Origin of the sequence: Pseudomonas sp. p21 (assembly GCF_001642705.1) — a bacterium.
Lineage (GTDB): Bacteria > Pseudomonadota > Gammaproteobacteria > Pseudomonadales > Pseudomonadaceae > Aquipseudomonas.
The window spans coordinates 175,001-195,499 of record NZ_LWBV01000001.1 but is presented as its reverse complement, the minus strand read 5'-3'; the positions used below and the strand labels follow the sequence as shown (position 1 = coordinate 195,499).

The 20,499-nt window shown below is 62.5% G+C and carries 18 protein-coding genes and 2 rRNA genes (1 of these 20 running past the window's edge); 4 read left to right on the top strand and 16 right to left on the bottom strand.

The features are described 5' to 3' along the window. Positions 1-105 precede the first annotated feature (105 nt). Complete coding sequence (locus A4C63_RS00965; RefSeq protein WP_063911142.1) at positions 106-1,383, top strand: Zn-dependent hydrolase; 1,278 nt, start codon at positions 106-108, stop codon at positions 1,381-1,383. 1 nt (position 1,384) lies between these two features. Next, positions 1,385-2,794 (top strand): amidase, encoded by a 1,410-nt coding sequence (locus A4C63_RS00960; RefSeq protein ID WP_063911141.1) that lies wholly within the window; start codon positions 1,385-1,387, stop codon positions 2,792-2,794. Between the two features lie 114 nt (positions 2,795-2,908). Here the strand turns inward: A4C63_RS00960 and thiO are convergent, their stop codons facing one another. From thiO to A4C63_RS00935, 5 genes are read right to left on the bottom strand one after another with little or no spacing between them, the layout of a single operon-like run. Beyond that, positions 2,909-4,006, bottom strand: a complete 1,098-nt coding sequence (gene thiO / locus A4C63_RS00955; RefSeq protein ID WP_063911140.1) for a glycine oxidase ThiO — start codon at positions 4,004-4,006, stop codon at positions 2,909-2,911. A 54-nt stretch (positions 4,007-4,060) separates the two neighbouring features. Further along, positions 4,061-4,450, bottom strand: coding sequence for a type IV pilin protein (locus A4C63_RS00950; RefSeq protein ID WP_063911139.1), 390 nt, complete (start codon positions 4,448-4,450; stop codon positions 4,061-4,063). A gap of 1 nt (position 4,451) precedes the next feature. After that, complete coding sequence (locus A4C63_RS00945; RefSeq protein WP_063911138.1) at positions 4,452-4,916, bottom strand: hypothetical protein; 465 nt, start codon at positions 4,914-4,916, stop codon at positions 4,452-4,454. Then, positions 4,913-5,554, bottom strand: a complete 642-nt coding sequence (locus A4C63_RS00940) for a PilW family protein (protein WP_063911137.1) — start codon at positions 5,552-5,554, stop codon at positions 4,913-4,915. Before A4C63_RS00940 ends, A4C63_RS00945 begins: the two co-directional genes overlap by 4 nt. Further along, positions 5,551-5,733, bottom strand: a complete 183-nt coding sequence (locus A4C63_RS00935; protein ID WP_063911136.1) for a prepilin-type N-terminal cleavage/methylation domain-containing protein — start codon at positions 5,731-5,733, stop codon at positions 5,551-5,553. The genes A4C63_RS00940 and A4C63_RS00935 overlap by 4 nt, the downstream gene beginning before the upstream one ends. Positions 5,734-5,842: 109 nt before the next feature. Here A4C63_RS00935 and A4C63_RS00930 point away from each other — a divergent pair, with 109 nt between their 5' ends. Further along, positions 5,843-6,334, top strand: coding sequence for a GspH/FimT family pseudopilin (locus A4C63_RS00930; protein ID WP_063911739.1), 492 nt, complete (start codon positions 5,843-5,845; stop codon positions 6,332-6,334). Positions 6,335-6,491: 157 nt separating this feature from the next. On the opposite strand, the gene ispH is transcribed toward A4C63_RS00930, so the two are convergent. The 6 genes from ispH to murJ all read right to left on the bottom strand — a co-directional run bounded on the left by ispH (position 6,492) and on the right by murJ (position 13,827). After that, on the bottom strand, positions 6,492-7,439 hold the full coding sequence (gene ispH / locus A4C63_RS00925) for a 4-hydroxy-3-methylbut-2-enyl diphosphate reductase (RefSeq protein WP_063911135.1): 948 nt from the start codon (positions 7,437-7,439) through the stop codon (positions 6,492-6,494). Positions 7,440-7,453: 14 nt separating this feature from the next. After that, on the bottom strand, positions 7,454-7,891 hold the full coding sequence (gene fkpB, locus A4C63_RS00920) for an FKBP-type peptidyl-prolyl cis-trans isomerase (protein ID WP_003258215.1): 438 nt from the start codon (positions 7,889-7,891) through the stop codon (positions 7,454-7,456). After that, positions 7,884-8,399: a signal peptidase II gene (gene lspA, locus A4C63_RS00915; RefSeq protein WP_063911134.1), complete on the bottom strand. Its 516-nt coding sequence runs from the start codon at positions 8,397-8,399 to the stop codon at positions 7,884-7,886. The genes fkpB and lspA overlap by 8 nt, the downstream gene beginning before the upstream one ends. After that, on the bottom strand, positions 8,392-11,223 hold the full coding sequence (gene ileS, locus A4C63_RS00910) for an isoleucine--tRNA ligase (RefSeq protein WP_063911133.1): 2,832 nt from the start codon (positions 11,221-11,223) through the stop codon (positions 8,392-8,394). The genes lspA and ileS overlap by 8 nt, the downstream gene beginning before the upstream one ends. Continuing rightward, positions 11,220-12,170: a bifunctional riboflavin kinase/FAD synthetase gene (gene ribF, locus A4C63_RS00905; protein ID WP_025337594.1), complete on the bottom strand. Its 951-nt coding sequence runs from the start codon at positions 12,168-12,170 to the stop codon at positions 11,220-11,222. The genes ileS and ribF overlap by 4 nt, the downstream gene beginning before the upstream one ends. 118 nt (positions 12,171-12,288) lie before the next feature. Continuing rightward, the gene (gene murJ / locus A4C63_RS00900) at positions 12,289-13,827 is read right to left on the bottom strand and encodes a murein biosynthesis integral membrane protein MurJ (protein ID WP_063911132.1); all 1,539 of its coding nucleotides are present in this window, start codon (positions 13,825-13,827) and stop codon (positions 12,289-12,291) included. 250 nt (positions 13,828-14,077) lie between these two features. On the opposite strand from murJ, the gene rpsT reads away from it, so the two are divergent. Next, positions 14,078-14,356, top strand: coding sequence for a 30S ribosomal protein S20 (gene rpsT, locus A4C63_RS00895; protein ID WP_003247625.1), 279 nt, complete (start codon positions 14,078-14,080; stop codon positions 14,354-14,356). Between the two features lie 248 nt (positions 14,357-14,604). Here rpsT and A4C63_RS00890 read toward each other — a convergent pair whose 3' ends face one another. From A4C63_RS00890 to A4C63_RS00870, 5 genes are all read right to left on the bottom strand, one after another. Beyond that, positions 14,605-16,905, bottom strand: coding sequence for a PqiB family protein (locus A4C63_RS00890; RefSeq protein WP_063911131.1), 2,301 nt, complete (start codon positions 16,903-16,905; stop codon positions 14,605-14,607). Then, positions 16,898-17,521, bottom strand: a complete 624-nt coding sequence (locus A4C63_RS00885) for a paraquat-inducible protein A (protein ID WP_015268842.1) — start codon at positions 17,519-17,521, stop codon at positions 16,898-16,900. The genes A4C63_RS00890 and A4C63_RS00885 overlap by 8 nt, the downstream gene beginning before the upstream one ends. Beyond that, a complete protein-coding gene (locus A4C63_RS00880) occupies positions 17,508-18,167 on the bottom strand; it encodes a paraquat-inducible protein A (protein WP_063911130.1) in 660 nt (219 codons plus the stop codon). Before A4C63_RS00880 ends, A4C63_RS00885 begins: the two co-directional genes overlap by 14 nt. A 258-nt stretch (positions 18,168-18,425) precedes the next feature. Further along, positions 18,426-18,541 (bottom strand): 5S ribosomal RNA (gene rrf, locus A4C63_RS00875). Positions 18,542-18,677: 136 nt separating this feature from the next. Then, positions 18,678-20,499: ribosomal RNA gene (locus tag A4C63_RS00870) — 23S ribosomal RNA — on the bottom strand; it runs 1,071 nt beyond the window's last position.

The window sequence follows — 20,499 nt, the reverse complement described above, 5'->3', positions numbered from 1 at the left end:
GGTAAACCCGCTCCCACACCTGAAGGCAGTGATGTCCCTGTGGGAGCGGGCAAGCCCGCGAAGAGGCCAGTACAAGCAACCCAGTCATTTCAGGAGAGATGAACCATGAACACCCGCATCGATCCCTCGCAGCACCTGCTCGGCCAGGGCCCGCTGGTCAACCGCGAACGCCTCTGGCAATCGCTGATGGACCTGGCACGGCTCGGCGCCACCGCCAAAGGTGGCGTATGCCGCCTGGCCCTGACCGACCTCGACCGCCAGGCCCGTGACCTGTTCGTGCGCTGGTGCGAAGACGCCGGCTGCACGGTCAGCATCGACGCCATCGGCAACATCTTCGCCCGCCGCCCCGGGCGCAACCCGGCCCTGCCGCCAGTGATGACCGGCAGCCACATCGACACCCAACCCACCGGTGGCAAGTTCGACGGCTGCTACGGGGTCATGGCCGGCCTCGAGGTGTTGCGCACCCTGAACGACCTGGACCTGACCACCGAAGCCCCGCTGGAAGTGGTGGTATGGACCAACGAGGAAGGCTCGCGCTTCCCGCCGTGCATGATGGGCTCGGGGGTGTTCGCCGGTAAGTTCGGCCTGCAGGAGACCCTGGCCAAGGTCGACGACCAGGGCCTGTCGGTAGGCGCGGAACTCCAGCGCATCGGTTACGCCGGCCCACGCGTGCCCACCGGGCATGCCGTCGGTGCCTACTTCGAGGCGCATATCGAACAAGGCCCGGTGCTGGAAGACCAGCGCACCACCATTGGCGTGGTCCAAGGCTGCCTGGGGCAGAAGTGGTTCGACCTGGTACTGACCGGCGTCGAGGCCCATGCCGGCCCCACTCCGATGCACCTGCGCAAGGATGCCCTGGTCGGTGCCGCCGAGGTGGTGGCTGCGGTCAACCGCGTGGCCCACGCCCACCAGCCGCATGCCTGCGGCACCGTCGGCTGCCTAAGCCTGCACCCGGGCTCGCGCAATGTCATCCCCGGCCAGGTGCAGATGACCATCGACCTGCGCCACCTCGACCCCGAGCACCTCGCCACCATGGTCAGCGAAGTACGCGCGGCCATTGAAACCAGCACGGCAAGGCACGGGTTGAGTTACGAGCTGACGCCAACCGCCGACTTCCCACCGCTGTACTTCGCCGAGCAGTGCGTGGACGCCGTGCGCCAAGGCGCGCGTGAGCTGGGCCTGAGCCACATGGATATCGTCAGCGGCGCCGGCCACGACGCGATCTTCCTCGCCGAACTGGGCCCGGCCGGGATGATCTTCGTGCCCTGCGAAGGCGGCATCAGCCACAACGAAATCGAAAATGCCGCGCCACAGGACCTGGCCGATGGCTGCGACGTGCTGCTGCGCGCCATGTTCCAGGCCGCCAACCCGGGAGCCCGTTGAGATGACCCAGAAAACCGCGATTGGCGAGTTCACCGCCGTCGAACTGCTCGAGTTGTACCAGTTCCGCCAACTGTCACCGGTCGAGGTGATCGACGATGTGCTGGCGCGCATCGACCTGCACAACCCGGCAGTCAACGCCTATTGCCATGTCGACGGCGAAGGTGCCCGCCTCGCCGCCCGCGCCAGCGAACAGCGCTGGCAGCGTGGCGAGCCCTGCGGCCGGCTGGATGGCGTACCCGCCTCGATCAAGGATCTGACCCTGACCCGTGGCATGCCCACACGCAAGGGCTCGCGCACCACCTCGGGCGCCGGCCCGTGGGCAGTCGATGCGCCCTTCACAGCCTTCATGCGCGAAGCCGGCGCTGTGCTGGTGGGCAAGACCACCACGCCAGAGTTCGGTTGGAAGGGGGTGACCGACAACCCGCTGTACGGCATCACCCGCAACCCCTGGGATACCCGGCTGACCGCCGGCGGCTCGTCCGGTGGCGCTGCGGCGGCAGCCGCGTTGAACCTGGGCGTGCTTCACCAGGGCAGCGACGCCGGCGGCTCGATTCGCATCCCTTGCGCCTTTACCGGCACCTTCGGCATCAAGCCGACCTTCGGCTACGTACCGCAATGGCCGGCCAGTGCTATGACCGTGCTGTCGCACCTGGGGCCGATGACGCGCACCGTCGACGATTCGGTACTGATGCTCGACTGCGTAGCCCGCCCCGATGCCCGTGATGGGTTGGCCGGCGCACCCAGGCAGGCGCCGTGGCTGGGCCAGGAACAGGACCTGAGCGGCCTGCGTATCGCCTACAGTGCCAACTTCGGTTACGTGCAGGTCGACCCACAGGTCCAGGCACTGGTGGCCCAGGCCGTGCAGCGCCTGGCACGGCTGGGCGCACAGGTTGAGGAAGTCGACCCAGGGTTCAGTGACCCGCTGGAGACGTTCAATACCCTGTGGTTTGCCGGGGCGGCGCGGTTGGCCAGTGCATTCAGCGATGAACAGCGGGCGCTGCTTGACCCAGGGCTGCGCTGGATTGCCGAACAGGGTGCGCGAATCAGCCTTGGCGAATACACCCAGGCCCTGGAGGCACGCGCAGAGTTGATCGCGAAGATGAATGCCTTCCACCAGCGACATGACGTGCTGGTATCGCCGATGCTACCGCTGGTGGCATTCGAGGCCGGGCACAATGTGCCGCCGGGGTCGGGGATGACGCAGTGGATGGAATGGACGCCGTTCAGCTATCCCTTCAACCTGACCCAGCAGCCGGCGGCTTCGGTACCGTGCGGGTTCACCCGCGAGGGGTTGCCGGTGGGGCTGCAGGTGGTGGCCGGGCGCTTTGCCGATGAGCAGGTACTGCGGGTGTGCAAGGTGTATGAGCAGCATTACCCAAGCCGGCACCTGCAGGCTCCGATTACCGGCTGAAATATCTACTGGCCGCTCCGGCCCTTTCGCGGGTAAACCCGCTCCCACAGGGATCGCACAGTTTTCGAAACCAGTGATGCACCTGTGGGAGCGGGTTTACCCGCGAAGAGGCCCTCAGCCCAGCCGCCCGGCTGGCGCATACGGCGCCGGGTCAATGATCGGCGCTGCCCCGGTAAGCAGGTCGGTAAACAGCTGGCACGAAGCCGGCGCCAGCACCAGCCCGTTGCGGTAATGCCCGCAGTTCAGCCACAACCCCGCATGCCCCGGCACCGGCCCGATGTACGGAATACCTTCCGGAGACCCCGGCCGCAGCCCGGCCCAATGCGCCACCACCGTGGCCCCCTCGAGCTCAGGCAACAGCTCCACCGCCGACGCCTTCAGGCTCTGCAATGCATCCTCGGTCGGCGTCTTGTCATACCCGGCATGCTCCAGCGTGCTACCCACCAGAATATGCCCGTCACGCCGCGGGATCGCATAGCGCCCCTTGGCCAGCACCATGCTCGGCAGGAAATCTTCGGCACACTTGAACAAAATCATCTGGCCCTTCACCGGCTCCACGGGCAGCTCAAGGCCAAGCGTGCGCAGCAGGTCGCCACTCCAGGCGCCGGCACTGAGCACCACTTCATCCGCCGCCAGCACGCCGTCTGCCATCTGCACACCAGTCACGCGCCCCTCCTGCTGGGCGAAGCCGGTAACCTGGCAGTGCTCACGCAAGGTCACGTTGGGCAACGCCAGCAATGCCGCCTTGAGCGACTTCACCAGGCGCGGGTTGCGCACGTTGGCCACACCAGCCATGTAGATGGCACGTTTGAAGCCCGGGCCCAGCACCGGCACCGCGTCATAGGCCGCCGAGATATCCACGGCACTCAGCGGCCGCTGCTCGTGCTCGGCCCAGGCTAGCGCTTCGGCCTCGTCGTCCAGGTCGAGCCAGTACAGGCCGGTGGTGTGCACTTCGGGGTCGACGCCGGTGCTGGCGAACAAGCGCTCGCCCAGCTGTGGATAAAAGTCTTGCGACCAGTGTGCCAAGGCGGTCACGGCCGGGCTGTAGCGCCACGGGTACAGCGGCGAGACGATGCCACCGCCGGCCCAGGACGACTCGCGGCCGACTTCACCCTGATCACACACCACCACCTGCCCGACCTTCGCCGCCAGGTTGAATGCCGTCAGCAGGCCGATCACCCCGCCGCCGACCACCACTACTTGCTTGCTCATCTGTCGATCCAACACCTGAAGTAAATCCGCGATGCATCGAGCATCATTCAACCTTCAGCTTCCCCAGCAGTGCTCGCTGCCGGCAACGGCCCCCGGATTGCGCTGCACGCCGGCCTGGTCGAGCTGGAAATCGCCACAGCGGTCCTGCGCCATCAGCCCGTTCGGCAGCCGCCGGGCGCGCAGCGTGAAGGTGTCGCTGTCGCGCCGGGCCTGCAGGCTGTAATAGCGGGTACCGTCGGGCAAGGCCGGGTCGCCCTCGGCGTATTGGCCAGTGCGTACGCGGTGGCGCTCCAGGCGCAGGGCGGCATCATGCAGCAGGCCAACCACTTCGCTGCGCGCGGCTCGCCGTAGCTGGTCGCTGTAACTGGGGTAGGCAATGGCTGCCAGAATGCCGGTCACGGCCAGCACAATCAACAACTCGATCAGGCTCAAGCCTTGCTGCATGTCAGTCTCCTCGCAATCTTTGCCGCCAGGTGATGCGCCGGGTTGTGTCGCCGGCCACGGCGTAGACCGCTTCCAGCACATGCCGTGACTGGGTTTGCCTGCTGACGGCAGTTATCCGGAACAGGGTGACCTGCTGCCCTTCCGACATGTGCGCGGCACGAGTGGTTGGCCCCAGGTGCTGTATATGAAAGTAACCGGATTTCGTGTGCTGCCACTGCCCCAGCAGATCGTGCGGTCGGGTTGGCGGAAGGCACGCTGTGCATGGATCAGGGGGTGCCCGATCAAGCTCGCTCGCCCCTGCCTGCAAGGTGGCCTCAGCCTCTTCAAATGCCAGCAGGCCATCGTGCATGTCGCCGGCCATGCGTGTTTCAACCACGGCTTCGCGCAGGGCCGAGGCCGTCAGCACACCTAGCAGCAGGCTCAACACCAGCGCCAACAGCAACACGACACCGCGTTGACGCTTCATGGCCCCGGTACCGGGTTGCGCAACGCCACGCTCAGTTCATGATGTTGTTCGAGCCGGAGCGTGGGCTCGTATAACGTAAGGGCGATATCCACCCGCTCTCCCTGCGACGTTTGCACACGTTCGAAACGCGCCGCTCGCACATTCTCCACCAACGGCTGAAAGCTTGTTCCTCGCTTGAACTTCAGCACATTGCCCTGAAGCTGATAAACGTACTTGCTGATGGGGTACGCCAACGGGTATCGCTCATCGCGCTCTGCTTGCACGACCACCTTCTCGATACAGTCCGTCTGCAAAAGCCAGTTACTCTTGCCAGCCCGCCCGGGCAACTCCGCCACCACCAGGCTCAGGGTGCTGGTATCAACTTCCAGCGGGCGGGCGAAAGCCAGCTGTGCGCTCGACGCCTTGAAGTCGCCAGGCGCTATCCGCAGGCAACCAAACATGCCTGCCATACGGATATCCTGCGCCATGCGCAGCAATGCCAGCCGCGCCTCATCCTGCATGCGCACTGCTGTACTCTGCAGGCGCCAAGCCTGGTGAGCAGAGGCAAAGAGCTGGCTGGCCGCCGCCAGCAACATCAACCCGATGGACAGCGCCAGCGTCAGCTCAAGCAAGCCGAAGCCACCCTGGAGGCGCCTCACCGCCCACTCCGTTCACGCTCACTGTGCGTTGCCAGCGCCGCCTGCCCTTCGCGGCGCGCGCTGTCGGTAGCCTGCAATGCCTGCACTTGCAGGCCTGCCGCTGCAAACATGCCCACAGCCACGACCAGCATTGCCAACAGCACTTCCAGAAGCGTCATGCCCCATTGTCTTGCGTGCATCCCTGCACCTCCTGCGACTTTTCCCGCAATTACCTTGAACCCGGGCGACTGGACCGCTTGTCCAATGACCGTGAAGCTACAGCCAAGCACTTCCAGGGAGGAATGCACGGTGAAGCAACGAGGTGTAACACTGATTCAAATGTTGTCGGCCTTGGCGGTGGCCGTATTGCTGACGCAGCTCGGCATCCCGGCCTACGCCAGGTTGAGCGATGACCTACACAGGGCGGCGGCCGCCCGTGACCTGGCGCAGGCGCTGCGCAGTGCGCGCAGTCATGCCGTGCTGCAAAGCCAGCCGGTACTGGTGCAGGCGTTGGACGGTAATTGGGGGAATGGTTGGCGGGTGGTGCTGGAGCATAACCAGCAGGTGCTGCGCGAGCAGCGTCTTTCACGGCCGCTGAAAATTACGAGTAATCGCGGTGTGCAGCTGAAATTCAGTGCGCAAGGGGTGCCGCTGGGGCAAAACCAAAATTGGCTTGCTTCAACGATGGAGGTTTGCGAGCGCTTGACTGCAACCAGCCAGTATCAAGTGGTGATGGCATCCACTGGCAGGGTCAGGGTACTCACGGGAGAGCCAAAAAACTCCCAATGCACTTTCAGCTAGCATGCGCGGTCGTTGTGGGAGCGGCCTTGTGTCGCGAAAGGGCTGCAAAGCAGCCCCAGGATTTCAACGTTGGAGCTGATATTGCCGGGGCCGCTTTGCGGCCCCTTCGCGACACAAGGCCGCTCCCACATAAAACAACCCCCAGGTGCGGGCCGCGTCAGATCAGCGACCGAACCCGTAGCTCTTTGGGCATGGAGAAGGTGATGTTCTCTTCGCGCCCATCCAGCTCTTCAGCGCCGGTGGCGCCCCAGGCCTTGAGCTGCTCGATCACGCCACGCACCAGCACTTCGGGGGCCGAAGCACCGGCAGTGATGCCGATCCGCGCCGCCTGGTCGAACCAGCCACGTTGCAGGTCCTCGGCACCGTCGATCAGGTAGGCCGGGGTGCCCATGCGCTCGGCCAGCTCGCGCAGGCGGTTGGAGTTGGAGCTGTTCGGGCTGCCGACCACCAGTACCACGTCGCACTCATCCGCCAGTTGCTTGACCGCGTCCTGGCGGTTCTGGGTGGCATAGCAGATGTCGTCCTTGCGCGGGCCGCCGATGTTCGGGAAGCGTGCACGCAGGGCGTCGATGACGCGGCTGGTGTCGTCCATCGACAGCGTGGTCTGGGTGACGAATGCCAGGTGGTCCGGGTCTTTCACCTGCAGCTTGGCAACATCCTCCTCGTCTTCGACGAGGTAGATGGCGCCACCGTTGCTGGCGTCATACTGGCCCATGGTGCCTTCGACTTCCGGGTGCCCCTCGTGGCCGATGAGAATGCACTCACGGCCGTCGCGGCTGTACTTGGCCACTTCGATGTGCACCTTGGTCACCAGCGGGCAGGTGGCATCGAACACTTTCAGGCCACGGCCGGCGGCTTCCTGGCGCACGGCCTGGGAAACACCGTGGGCACTGAAGATGACGATGACATCGTCCGGTACCTGGTCCAGCTCTTCGACGAAGATGGCGCCACGGTTGCGCAGGTCTTCCACCACGAACTTGTTGTGCACCACTTCGTGACGCACATAGATCGGCGGGCCGAAGACTTCCAGCGCACGGTTGACGATCTCGATCGCCCGGTCGACCCCCGCGCAGAAGCCGCGAGGGTTGGCGAGTTTGATTTGCATGCTCGGCTCCAGGCTTACAGGGCCTTCACCTCGAGGATCTCCACCTCGAAGGTCAGGGTCTTGCCAGCCAATGGGTGATTGAAGTCGATGGTCACCTGGTCGTCATCGAACGCTTTGACCACACCCGGCAGCTCGGTGTTGGCGGCGTCGTTGAAGATGATCAACAGCCCTTCGGACAACTCCATGCCCTCGAACTGGGACCGCGGCATGACTTGTACGTTCTGCGGGTTGGGCTGGCCGAAGGCGTTCTCCGGGGCCACCACGACGGTGCGCTTGTCACCGCCCTTGAAGCCAAACAGGGCGTTCTCAAAACCTGGCAGCAGGTTGCCATCGCCGACCTTGAAGGTGGCTGGGGCCTTGTCGAACGTGCTGTCTACGGTGTCGCCGTTTTCCAGGTGCAGCGCGAAGTGCAGGGTGACTTCGGTGTTCTGGCCGATACGGGTGTCAGTCATGGGCCGGATCCTCGGACTTCTTGCTCTTGAACATATCCAGCGCCAGCATCACCGCACCAACGGTGATGGCACTGTCGGCCAGGTTGAAGGCCGGGAAGTAATGGCGGTTCTGCCAGTGCACCAGGATGAAGTCGACCACATGGCCGAGCACGACGCGGTCGTACAGGTTGCCGATCGCGCCACCCAGCACCAGCGCCAGCGCGACGGCCAGCCAGGTCTCGTTGCGCCCCAGGCGCTTGAGCCACACCACCAGCACGGCACTGACCACCACGGCGATCAGGGCGAACAGCCAGCGCTGCCAGCCGGAGCTTTCCGCCAGGAAGCTGAAGGCCGCGCCAGTGTTGTAGGCCAGGGTCCAGCTGAAGTAGTCAGGGATGACGACAATCTGCTGGTACATGGTCAGGGCGTTGTTGAAATACAGCTTGGTGGCCTGGTCGAGGACCAGTACCACCAGGCTCAGCCAAAGCCATGCAAGGCGCCCGAAGCGCCCCGCTGCAGGGTTAGGCATAGTGGCGCACCTCGCCGGAGCCGCTCAGGTTGTCGACGCAACGGCCGCAGATTTCCGGGTGCTCCGGGTGGCTGCCGACGTCGGCGCGGAAGTGCCAGCAGCGGCCGCACTTGGCATGGCCGGACTTGACCACTTGCAACTTGAGGCCTTCGACTTCGGTGGCCACGGCTTCGGCCGGTGCCTGTGCGAATGGCACTACGCTGGCGGCCGAGGTGATCAGCACGAAACGCAGTTCGTCGCCCAGCTTGCCCAGGTCGGCGCTCAGGCCTTCGTCGGCGTACAGGGTGACTTCGGCCTGCAGGTTGCCGCCGATGACCTTGGCGGTACGCTGGTTTTCCAGCTCCTTGTTGACCGATGCCTTGACGGCCATCACGCGGTCCCAGTAGGCGCGGTCCAGTTCGCTGCCTTCCGGCAGCTCGCTCAGGCCTTCGTACCAGCCGTTGAGCATTACCGACTCGTTACGCTCGCCCGGCAGGTACTGCCAGATTTCGTCAGCGGTGAACGCCAGGATTGGCGCGATCCAGCGCACCAGCGCTTCGCTGATGTGGTAGAGCGCGGTCTGGCAGGAACGGCGGGCGACACTGTTGGCGCCGGTGGTGTACTGGCGGTCCTTGATGATGTCGAGGTAGAAGCCGCCCAGCTCCTGCACGCAGAAGTTGTGAACCTTGGAGTAGACGTTCCAGAAACGGTACTCGCTGTAGTGCTCTTCCAGCTCGCGTTGCAGCAGCAGGGTGCGGTCCACCGCCCAGCGGTCCAGCGCCAGCATGTCTTCCGGGGCCAGCAGGTCGCGGGCCGGGTCGAAGCCGGACAGGTTGGACAGCAGGAAGCGTGCAGTGTTGCGGATACGGCGGTAGGCGTCGGCGCTGCGCTGCAGGATCTGCTCGGAAACGGCCATTTCACCGGAGTAGTCGGTGGCAGCTACCCACAGGCGCAGGATGTCGGCACCCAGGGTGTTGTTGACCTTCTCCGGCTCGATGGTGTTGCCCAGCGACTTGGACATCTTGCGGCCGTTCTCGTCCACGGTGAAGCCGTGGGTCAGCAGCTCGCGGTACGGCGCGTGGCCGTCGATGGCGCAACCGGTCAGCAAGGACGAGTGGAACCAGCCGCGGTGCTGGTCGGAACCTTCCAGGTACAGGTCGGCACGCGGGCCGGTGGCGTGGCCGATGTCGTGCGAACCACGCAGCACGTGCCAGTGGGTGGTACCCGAATCGAACCACACGTCCAGGGTGTCGGTGATCTTGTCGTACTGCTCGGCTTCAGCGCCCAGCAGTTCGGCGGCGTCCAGCTTGAACCAGGCCTCGATGCCTTCCTGTTCGACGCGCTTGGCCACGGCTTCCATCAGCTCGACGGTGCGCGGGTGCAGCTCGCCGGTCTGCTTGTGCAGGAAGAACGGGATCGGCACGCCCCAGTTGCGCTGACGCGAGATGCACCAGTCCGGGCGATTGGCGATCATCGAATGCAGGCGCGCCTGGCCCCAGGCCGGGACGAACTTGGTGTCCTCGATGGCTTTCAGCGCGCGCTCACGCAGCGGCTCGCCAGTGGTCGGCTGCTTGTCCATACCCACGAACCACTGCGCGGTAGCGCGGTAGATCAGCGGGGTCTTGTGGCGCCAGCAGTGCATGTAGCTGTGGCTGATGGTTTCGGTGTGCATCAGCGCGCCGACTTCGCTCAGCTTCTCGACGATGGCCGGGTTGGCCTTCCAGATGAACTGGCCGCCGAAGAATGGCAGCGACTCGACGTACACGCCGTTGCTCTGCACCGGGGTGAGGATGTCGTCGTTGACCATGCCGTAGCGCTTGCAGGTGACGAAGTCGTCTTCACCGTAGGCTGGCGAGGAGTGCACCACGCCGGTACCGGCGCCCAGTTCGACGTAGTCGGCCAGATAGACTGGCGACAGGCGGTCGTAGAACGGGTGACGGAAGTTGATCAGTTCCAGCGCCGAACCCTGGGCGGTGGCGATGACCGAGCCTTCCAGGCTGTAGCGCTTGAGGCACGACTCGACCAGCTCTTCGGCCAGCACCAGCAGGCGCTCGCCGGTATCGACCAGAGCGTACTTGAACTCTGGGTGGATGTTCAGCGCCTGGTTGGCCGGGATGGTCCACGGGGTGGTGGTCCAGATCACGATGGCGGCCGGCTTGGCCAGCGAAGCCAGGCCGAAGGCAGCGGCCAGCTTGGCCTCATCGGCAACCGGGAAGGCAACGTCGATGGTCTGCGATTTCTTGTCGGCGTACTCGACTTCGGCCTCGGCCAGGGCCGAACCGCAATCGAAGCACCAGTTCACCGGCTTCAGGCCCTTGAACACGAAGCCTTGCTTGACCATTTCGGCCAGGGCGCGGATTTCGCCGGCCTCGTTGGCGAAGTTCATGGTCTTGTACGGGTTGTCCCAGTCACCCAGCACGCCCAGGCGGATGAACTCGGTCTTCTGCCCTTCGATCTGCTCGGCGGCGTATTCGCGGCACAGCTCACGGGTGCGGTCGGCGGACAGGTGCTTGCCGTGGGTGACCTCGACCTTGTGCTCGATCGGCAGGCCATGGCAGTCCCAGCCCGGCACGTACGGCGCATCGAAGCCGGCCAGGGTCTTGGAACGGACGATCATGTCCTTGAGGATCTTGTTCAGCGCATGACCGATGTGAATCTTGCCGTTGGCATAGGGCGGGCCGTCGTGCAGGACGAACTTGGGACGATCCTTGCCAATTTCGCGCAGCTTCTGGTACAGGCCAATGCTGTCCCAGCGCTGCAGGATCTGCGGTTCGCGCTGAGGCAGGCCGGCCTTCATGGGGAAGGCGGTGTCCGGAAGGTTAAGCGTGGCTTTGTAGTCGGTCATTTCAGGCTCTTCGTTAGCGGTTGAGCGTGCCAATGTGCACGTGCGGCGGCGATATCCGCATCGATCGCCGACTTCAGCGCCTCCAGGGAGGCGAATCGCTGCTCTTCACGCAGCTTGTGGTGGAACTCCACCGTCAGGCGCCGGCCATACAGGTCGCCGGCATAGTCCAGCAGATGAATTTCCAGGTGCGGGCGCCCGTCACCGGCAACGGTGGGGCGCACGCCGATATTGCCGACACCCGGCCAGGCCTTGCCGTCGATTTCGATGCTGGCCAGGTAGACCCCGGACAGCGGCACGCGGCGGCGCTTGAGCTGGATGTTGGCAGTAGGTGTGCCGAGCTGGCGGGCCAGCTTCTGGCCATGCAGCACGCGACCGCTGATGCGGTACGGGCGGCCCAACAGGTGCTCGGCCAGCTCGAAGTTACCTTCGGACAGGGCCTTGCGCACTTCGGTGCTGCTGACCCGCAGGCCATCCTGAATCACCGTGTTGGCGGCCTCGACGGTAAAGCCGTACTGCTTGCCGGCCTCGACCAGGAAGGCGAAGTCGCCGGCGCGGTCGCAGCCGAAGCGGAAGTCATCGCCCACTTCGAGGTGGCGTACACCCAGGCCGTCGACCAGGATGGCCTTGACGAAGGCGTCGGCGCTGAGCTTGCTCAGGCGCTGGTTGAACGCCAGGCACAGCACCCGGTCGATGCCTTCGGCCGCCAGCAGCTCGATCTTGTCGCGCAGGCGGGCCAGGCGGGCCGGTGCGGTGTCGGGGGCGAAGTACTCGCGTGGTTGCGGTTCGAAGATCACCACGCAGGTCGGCAGGCCCAAGGCCTGGCCGCGCTCGCGCAGGCGCGCCAGGATCGCCTGGTGGCCGCGGTGAACCCCGTCGAAGTTGCCAATGGTGGCGACACAGCCCCGGTGCTCGGGGCGCAGGTTGTGAAGACCTCGAACCAGCTGCATAACGCGCTTCTTGCTCATAAAGTGGCCGATTATAACCACACCCGGGCGCCGGTGACAGGCAGCAGCGCCCAAGGGCGGCGTGGAATGCGAAAAACCGACGCCTGACCCGCCCGATGCCTCAGTGCAAGGCCTTGCGGGCGAAATGCCGAGGCCGGAAGCCGCACAGGTACAGGCAGCCAAAATAGGTCACGACGCCTGCCAGCACCAGAGCCCCCAGACGCACCAGGCGCTCAAGCATGTTGCCCTGCTCCCAGGCCGGCAGGTAATGCATGCCGGCCAGCAGCACCGCCGACATCAGCCCCACTGCCAGCACCAGCTTGAGCAGGAACATCGCCCAGCCTGGCTGCGGCTGGAACAACTGTTGGCTGCGCAGCTTCCAGAACAGCAGGCCGGCGTTAAGGCAGGCCCCCAGGCTGATCGCCAGGGCCAGGCCGGCATGCGCGAGCGGACCAATCAGGGCCAGGTTGAACAGTTGGGTGCAGACCAGGGTGAATACCGCGATCTTCACCGGTGTACGGATATTCTGCTGCGCATAGAAGCCGGGTGCCAGTACCTTGACCAGAATGATCGCCAGCAAGCCCACGGAATAGGCAATCAGCGCCCGCTGGGTCATGGCTGCGTCGACGGCAGTGAACTTGCCGTATTGGAACAGCGCCACGGTCAATGGCTCGGCGAGGATGGCCAGGGCCAGGGTGCAGGGCAGCACCAGCAGGAAGCACAGGCGCAGGCCCCAGTCGAGGATCCGCGAGTATTCTTCGCGGTCCTTGTTGGCGTAGGTCTTGGCCAGGGTCGGCAGCAGTATGGTACCCAAGGCAACGCCCAGCACGCCGGAAGGCAGCTCCATGAGGCGGTCGGCGTAGTACATCCACGACACCGAGCCAGCTACCAGGAAGGAGGCAAAGATGGTGTTGATGATCAGCGAGATCTGGCTCACCGACACCCCGAGGATCGCCGGCAACATCTGCTTGAGTACCCGCCACACGCCGGCATCGCGCAGGTTCAGGCGTGGCAGCACGAGCATGCCGATCTTCTTCAACGCTGGCAGCTGGTACAGCAACTGCGCCAGGCCACCGGCCAGCACGCCCCAGGCCAGGGCCATGATCGGCGGGTCGAAATACGGCGTGAGCAGCACGGCGAAGGCGATCATCGCCACGTTCAGCAGGGTCGGGGTAAAGGCCGGCACCGAGAAACGGTTCCAGGTATTGAGGATCGCCCCGGCCAGGGAGGACAGCGAGATCAGCAATATATAAGGAAAAGTCACCCGCAACAGGGCGGTGGTCAGCTCGTATTTTTCGGCGCTGTCGACAAAGCCCGGCGCGGTCGCCCACACCACCCAGGGCGCCGCCAGGATGCCAACGGCGGTCACCAGCGCCAGAACCAGGGTCAGCAGACCGCTGACATAGGCAACGAAGGTGCGGGTCGCCTCCTCGCCTTGCTGGGTCTTGTATTCGGCCAGGATCGGCACGAAGGCCTGGGAAAAAGCGCCCTCGGCAAAGATGCGCCGCAGCAGGTTGGGCAGTTTGAAGGCGATGAAGAAGGCATCGGTGGCGATGCCGGCGCCGAAAACACGCGCCAGGATGGTGTCGCGGACAAAGCCCAGCACCCGCGAAATCATGGTGATCGAGCTTACCGCAGCCAGGGATTTGAGCAGGTTCATCGAAAAGATTCACGCCAAGGGCAGAGGACGCTGCCAGACAGCGTCCGAATGTGCGATACTCCCGCGCCTTCGCAGGGGAGCCAAAAATTCCCGAGTTTACAGGTCGCGCAGCAGAAAGGAATATTTCCCTCTTGTTGGCGCACCGCTCGGCGGAACCTTGCAGGTGGCCTTGACATCCGTTCGACTGATCGGCATGATTCGCGGCCTATTTTGTTTGCTATTTACCTAAAGTCTTTCGAGGAGCTCGACGGTGGCCAACACACCTTCCGCCAAGAAACGTGCAAAACAGGCTGAGAAGCGTCGCAGCCACAACGCCAGCCTGCGTTCCATGGTCCGCACCTACATCAAGAATGTAGTCAAAGCCATCGACGCAAAAGACGCCGAAAAAGCGCAAGCCGCTTACGTTCTGGCTGTGCCTGTAATCGACCGTATGGCCGACAAGGGCATCATCCACAAGAACAAGGCTGCTCGTCACAAAGGCCGTCTGAATGGCCACATCAAGGCGCTGAAAGAAGCTGCAGCTGCCTAAGCGACGCGCTAGTCGAAAAACCGACCCTAGGGTCGGTTTTTTGTTGCCTGCGATTTGTGCAAGCATCCCGCCCAGTTGATTACGATCGGCTTTTTGTAGGAGCAGCCTTGTGCTGCGAATGGGCTGCATAGCAGCCCCAGGCTTCAGCTGGCAGCGGACATTGTCGGGGCTGCTACGCAGTCCATTCGCAGCACAAGGCTGCTCCTGCGGAAAAGCGCAAGGCTGCACTTGGCAGCCCTGCCTCCACATCACTTGGCAATCTGAATCTTCGGCGCCCACTGCAGCCATTCATCCTCGGCCTTGTCGAACAAGGCAAAGGTCTGCTGCGGCCGTGCCGGGTTGCCCATCTGCTCGCCGTCCGGCGTGGCGAAGGCGATACCGCCGTCGATCATGGTCTCCACCGACTCGGTACGCACCGTAACCCCCTTGACCAGCCCCCAGTCGAAACCGAAGCCGCTGCTGTTCCAGAAGCGGCTGCCGCTGCGCACCAGGGCCGCATAGCGCGGTTCGATCAGGATATGGATCAACACGCGGTCAGCGCTCTGGCCCAGCTCGAAGCCCGTCACCTTGCCCACCGCAACCTCACGGTAGGTCACCGGTACACCCGGCTTGATCGAGCCACGGCGCGGGGCGCTTAGCGTCAACGGCAGGCCGACTTCCGGCCCAGCCACCTGCGGAGCGTCGGCCAAGGCGATGAAATCGCGCTGCGGGCCGCGGTCCTTGGCTGCTGGCTGCACTTCCAGGTACTGCCCACCCACCAGGGTGTCGAGGTTCTGCGTGCGCACCAGGCCAAAGGCTGGCTTGACCACCCAGAACTGCGTACCGACGCGGGCGATACGCTCCGCCGCTTCGGTAATGCGCGCCCGCAGCAGCACCGCCTGCAGGTCATCGGTCAGGTCGACACTCTCGATGCTGCCCACATCCAGGCCGCGGAAGCGAATCGCCGTGCCCGGCTTAAGGCCATCGGCACGGTCCACGCGAATGGTGATCAACGTCCCTGCGCGGTTGGCCGCCTCCTGGCTGTCATGCAGACGGAAGCGTGGAATGTGGCGTTTGAGCTGCACATCGGGCCGCGGCGTGTCGAATGCGATACCACCTGCCATCAAGGTTTGCAGTGATTCACTCTTGATCTTGATGCCCGACAGGCCGCCCGTCAGGGTGATACCACTGACGTTCCAGAAGCGCGACGAACCATTGACCAGTTTTTCGTATTCCTTCTCGATATGCACACCGATCAGGATGCGGTTGCTGTGGCGGGCGAACTGGTAGCTCTGCACGCTACCCACCTTCACCTGGCGGTACATCACCGGGCTACCGACCTCCAGCGAGCCCAGGGTGTCGGCGAACAACACCATGTGCAGGCCCGGCGCCTTGAGGTCGAGCGGCGGCGCCTTGGCGCGGGCCTCGAACTCACGCTCGGGCCGCGCTCCCTTCTCACCGGGGCGAATGGCGATGTAGTTACCTTTGACCAGCGCTTCCAGGCCGGTGATACCCGCCAGGGAAATCGACGGCTTGACCACCCAGAACTGCGTGCCCTCGACCAGATAATCCTCGGCCAGCGGGTCCAGCGTCAGCTCGGCCGATGCACTGGCCAGGTTGTCAGCCATCGTCAGGGCTTTCAGCGAGCCCACCTGGATGCCCTTGTACATGACTGGTGTACGGCCCGCCTGCAGGCCCTCGTAATCGCTCAGCTTCACCTTTACCCGGATACCGGCCTGGGCCGCGTCGAAGTCCTCATACAGACGGAACGGCAGGTTCGAGTCGGTGGGTGGGCTGTCCTTGCGGTGCTCCGGCGTGGCAAAGGCGATACCACCGGCGACAATGCTCGACAGCGACTCGCTACGCACTTTCACGCCCGAAAGCGAGGCATCGATGCTGACGCCGCTGGCGTTCCAGAAACGCGTGTGCTTGCGCACCAGGCTGGCATAGGCCGGCTCGATGAAGACTTTGATCTCGACGGTGCTCTGGTCCTCGGACAGGCGGTAGCTTTTAACCCGGCCAACCTGGATCTGCTTGTAGAACACCGGGCTGTCGCGGTTGAGCGAGCCCAGCCGTTCGGCTTTAAGGGTCAGGTGCAGGCCCGGCTCGGTGTCCGACAGCGGCGGCGCCACTTTCAAGGCGGTAAAGCGCTTGGTGCGCTCCCCTTCCCCCGGGCTGACGGCGATGTAGTTGCCTGACACCAGTGTTTCAAGGCCGGAAATACCTGCCAGGCTGACGCTCGGCTTCACCAGCCAGAAACGCGTACCTTTGGTCAGATGAGGCTCGGCAGCCTTGTTCATCTCGATGGTGGCGATCACCCCCTGGTTATCACCCTTGGCGTCGAGCACCAGGCTTACGACCTTGCCAACCGGCATGCCCTTGTAGATAACCTCGGTCTTGTTGGCGACGATGCCCTCGCCCGACTCGAAGCGGACTTCAATTTCCACACCGGCATCACGGTAAGCCTGCCACGCAAGCCAGCCACCAATCATCAAGGCGATCAAAGGCAGGATCCAGATGGCCGACCAGTTCGAGGCTGGGCGGGTTTTAGCCGTTGGCAGGTCACTCATGGTCGTCATCCGACTCCGTGTTATCCCAAATCAGTCGGGGATCGAAAGTTAAAGCGGCAAGCATTGTGAGGATCACCACAGTTGCAAAGGCGACAGCGCCCAGATTGGCTTCGACACTGGCTATTCGGCCGAAATTCACCACCGCCACCAAAATGGCGATGACGAAGATATCGAGCATGGACCAGCGCCCTATGAATTCGATGAAGCGGTACATCAATATCCGCTGCCGCGCCGAAAGCGGTTGCCGACGCTGAACCGAGTACAACAGCAAGCCAATGCCCACCAGCTTGAACGTGGGCACCAGGATACTGGCAATGAACACCACGGCAGCAATGGGCACCATGCCATGCTTGAGCAAGGTGATGACGCCGGACATGATCGTGTCGGGGCTGCCTTGGCCCAGGGTGCTCACGGTCATGATCGGCAGCATGTTGGCCGGGATGTACAGGATCGACGCGGCAATCAGCAGCGCCCAGGTACGCGCGATGCTGTTCGGCCGACGGGCATGCACGATGGCACCGCAGCGTGTACAGGTTTGTGAAGTGCTGTCTGGCTGTTGCCTGTTCAGCTCATGACATTCATTGCAGACAAGAATGCCTGCATCAATCGCCCGCATGCAGGTCCTCCCCTGATAGCGCACTCCAGATCTGGTGCGGTGACATCACCACTTCGAGCCACACCTGAATCAATAACAGGCTGATGAAGCAGAACAGCCCCAGGCCCACGGTCAGTTCAGCCAGGTCCACCAGCTTGACGATGGCCACCAGCACGCCCATGAAATAGACCTCGAGCATGCCCCAGTCACGCAAGTGGTGATAGATGCGGTAGAACAGCAGGCCGAAGTTACGCCCGATGTTCAGGCGGATGCTCAACAGCACGAACAACTGGCAGAGCAGTTTTGCCAGGGGTATGGCCATGCTGCAGAGGAACACCACCACGGCCACACCACGCATTTCCGAGTTGTACAGGCCCAGCACGCCACTCCAGACGGTATCGTCCGATGTCTGGCCAAGCAGGTGCAGCTGCATGATCGGCAGGAAATTGGCTGGCACAAACAGCAGCAAAGCGGTGAGTACCAGGGCAAGGCTGCGGTTGACCACATTGTGCCGGTGGGCGTAGAGCTCGTAGCCGCAGCGCGGGCATTGGGCTTTCTCATCATGCTGAAGCACGGGTTTGCGCAGCAGCAGGTCGCATTCATGGCAGGCGACAAGCTCGTCCAGCGGCAACTGGGCCAGGGTTTCAGGTTCGACAGGATTGGGCATATAGCGCTTCTGGATAGGTGCGTGGGCCTATTCTAGTGTTCTGGCTCGAATTGTGGGAGTTGTGGGTGTTGTGGGGGCGGGCGAGTCGAGGCGTCGCGCACGCTTGCCGCGAACACCGGCGAAGCCGGTGCCATACACCGCGTCGCCTGTTTCGCGGGCGCGCCCGCTCCCACAAGGGATCGCGTATGCCCGGAAATTTTTGCGCCACAAAGACAAAACCCCTACCTGCATGCGCAGATAGGGGTTTTGCGAAATGAATCTTGACGATGACCTACTCTCACATGGGGAAACCCCACACTACCATCGGCGATGCATCGTTTCACTGCTGAGTTCGGGATGGGATCAGGTGGTTCCAATGCTCTATGGTCGTCAAGAAATTCTGTTGCCAGAATGTCCAGATGGACAGCCCAGCGAATTCGGATATGCGATATTTGTGATGTTGCGAACTTTCGGTTCTTTCGTCTTCACCACCGCAATTTGGCTTTCGTGCGCAAATTGCTTGGGTGTTATATGGTCAAGCCTCACGGGCAATTAGTATTGGTTAGCTCAACGCCTCACAGCGCTTACACACCCAACCTATCAACGTCGTAGTCTTCGACGGCCCTTCAGGGGATTCAAGATCCCAGTGAGATCTCATCTTGAGGCAAGTTTCCCGCTTAGATGCTTTCAGCGGTTATCTCTTCCGAACATAGCTACCCGGCAATGCCACTGGCGTGACAACCGGAACACCAGAGGTTCGTCCACTCCGGTCCTCTCGTACTAGGAGCAGCCCCTCTCAAATCTCAAACGTCCACGGCAGATAGGGACCGAACTGTCTCACGACGTTCTAAACCCAGCTCGCGTACCACTTTAAATGGCGAACAGCCATACCCTTGGGACCGGCTTCAGCCCCAGGATGTGATGAGCCGACATCGAGGTGCCAAACACCGCCGTCGATATGAACTCTTGGGCGGTATCAGCCTGTTATCCCCGGAGTACCTTTTATCCGTTGAGCGATGGCCCTTCCATACAGAACCACCGGATCACTAAGACCTACTTTCGTACCTGCTCGACGTGTTTGTCTCGCAGTCAAGCGCGCTTTTGCCTTTATACTCTACGACCGATTTCCGACCGGTCTGAGCGCACCTTCGTACTCCTCCGTTACTCTTTGGGAGGAGACCGCCCCAGTCAAACTACCCACCATACACTGTCCTCGATCCGGATAACGGACCTGAGTTAGAACCTCAAAGTTGCCAGGGTGGTATTTCAAGGATGGCTCCATGAGAACTGGCGTCCCCACTTCAAAGCCTCCCACCTATCCTACACAAGCAAATTCAAAGTCCAGTGCAAAGCTATAGTAAAGGTTCACGGGGTCTTTCCGTCTAGCCGCGGATACACTGCATCTTCACAGCGATTTCAATTTCACTGAGTCTCGGGTGGAGACAGCGCCGCCATCGTTACGCCATTCGTGCAGGTCGGAACTTACCCGACAAGGAATTTCGCTACCTTAGGACCGTTATAGTTACGGCCGCCGTTTACCGGGGCTTCGATCAAGAGCTTCGCTTGCGCTAACCCCATCAATTAACCTTCCGGCACCGGGCAGGCGTCACACCCTATACGTCCACTTTCGTGTTTGCAGAGTGCTGTGTTTTTAATAAACAGTCGCAGCGGCCTGGTATCTTCGACCGGCATGGGCTTACGGAGCAAGTCCTTCACCCTCGCCGGCGCACCTTCTCCCGAAGTTACGGTGCCATTTTGCCTAGTTCCTTCACCCGAGTTCTCTCAAGCGCCTTGGTATTCTCTACCTAACCACCTGTGTCGGTTTGGGGTACGGTTCCCAGTTATCTGAAGCTTAGGAGCTTTTCTTGGAAGCATGGTATCAACCACTTCGTCGCCTAACGGCAACTCGTCATCAGCTCTCGGCCTTGAAATCCCGGATTTGCCTAAGATTTCAGCCTACCACCTTAAACCTGGACAACCAACGCCAGGCTGGCCTAACCTTCTCCGTCCCTCCATCGCAATAACTGGAAGTACAGGAATATTAACCTGTTTTCCATCGACTACGCTTTTCAGCCTCGCCTTAGGGACCGACTAACCCTGCGTCGATTAACGTTGCGCAGGAAACCTTGGTCTTTCGGCGTGCGAGTTTTTCACTCGCATTGTCGTTACTCATGTCAGCATTCGCACTTCTGATACCTCCAGCAAGCTTCTCAACTCACCTTCACAGGCTTACAGAACGCTCCTCTACCGCGTCATCCTAAGATGACACCCGTAGCTTCGGTGCATGGTTTGAGCCCCGTTACATCTTCCGCGCAGGCCGACTCGACTAGTGAGCTATTACGCTTTCTTTAAA

Coding starts and splice junctions, on each gene's coding strand:
- A4C63_RS00960 (WP_063911141.1), top strand. CDS start 1,385: ATGACCCAGAAAACCGCGATTGGCGAGTTCACCGCCGTCGAACTGCTC.
- A4C63_RS00950 (WP_063911139.1), bottom strand. CDS start 4,450: ATGCAGCAAGGCTTGAGCCTGATCGAGTTGTTGATTGTGCTGGCCGTG.
- A4C63_RS00945 (WP_063911138.1), bottom strand. CDS start 4,916: ATGAAGCGTCAACGCGGTGTCGTGTTGCTGTTGGCGCTGGTGTTGAGC.
- A4C63_RS00890 (WP_063911131.1), bottom strand. CDS start 16,905: ATGAGTGACCTGCCAACGGCTAAAACCCGCCCAGCCTCGAACTGGTCG.
- A4C63_RS00965 (WP_063911142.1), top strand. CDS start 106: ATGAACACCCGCATCGATCCCTCGCAGCACCTGCTCGGCCAGGGCCCG.
- A4C63_RS00880 (WP_063911130.1), bottom strand. CDS start 18,167: ATGCCCAATCCTGTCGAACCTGAAACCCTGGCCCAGTTGCCGCTGGAC.
- A4C63_RS00885 (WP_015268842.1), bottom strand. CDS start 17,521: ATGCGGGCGATTGATGCAGGCATTCTTGTCTGCAATGAATGTCATGAG.
- A4C63_RS00935 (WP_063911136.1), bottom strand. CDS start 5,733: ATGCACGCAAGACAATGGGGCATGACGCTTCTGGAAGTGCTGTTGGCA.
- fkpB (WP_003258215.1), bottom strand. CDS start 7,891: ATGACTGACACCCGTATCGGCCAGAACACCGAAGTCACCCTGCACTTC.
- ileS (WP_063911133.1), bottom strand. CDS start 11,223: ATGACCGACTACAAAGCCACGCTTAACCTTCCGGACACCGCCTTCCCC.
- lspA (WP_063911134.1), bottom strand. CDS start 8,399: ATGCCTAACCCTGCAGCGGGGCGCTTCGGGCGCCTTGCATGGCTTTGG.
- ribF (WP_025337594.1), bottom strand. CDS start 12,170: ATGCAGCTGGTTCGAGGTCTTCACAACCTGCGCCCCGAGCACCGGGGC.
- thiO (WP_063911140.1), bottom strand. CDS start 4,006: ATGAGCAAGCAAGTAGTGGTGGTCGGCGGCGGGGTGATCGGCCTGCTG.
- ispH (WP_063911135.1), bottom strand. CDS start 7,439: ATGCAAATCAAACTCGCCAACCCTCGCGGCTTCTGCGCGGGGGTCGAC.
- murJ (WP_063911132.1), bottom strand. CDS start 13,827: ATGAACCTGCTCAAATCCCTGGCTGCGGTAAGCTCGATCACCATGATT.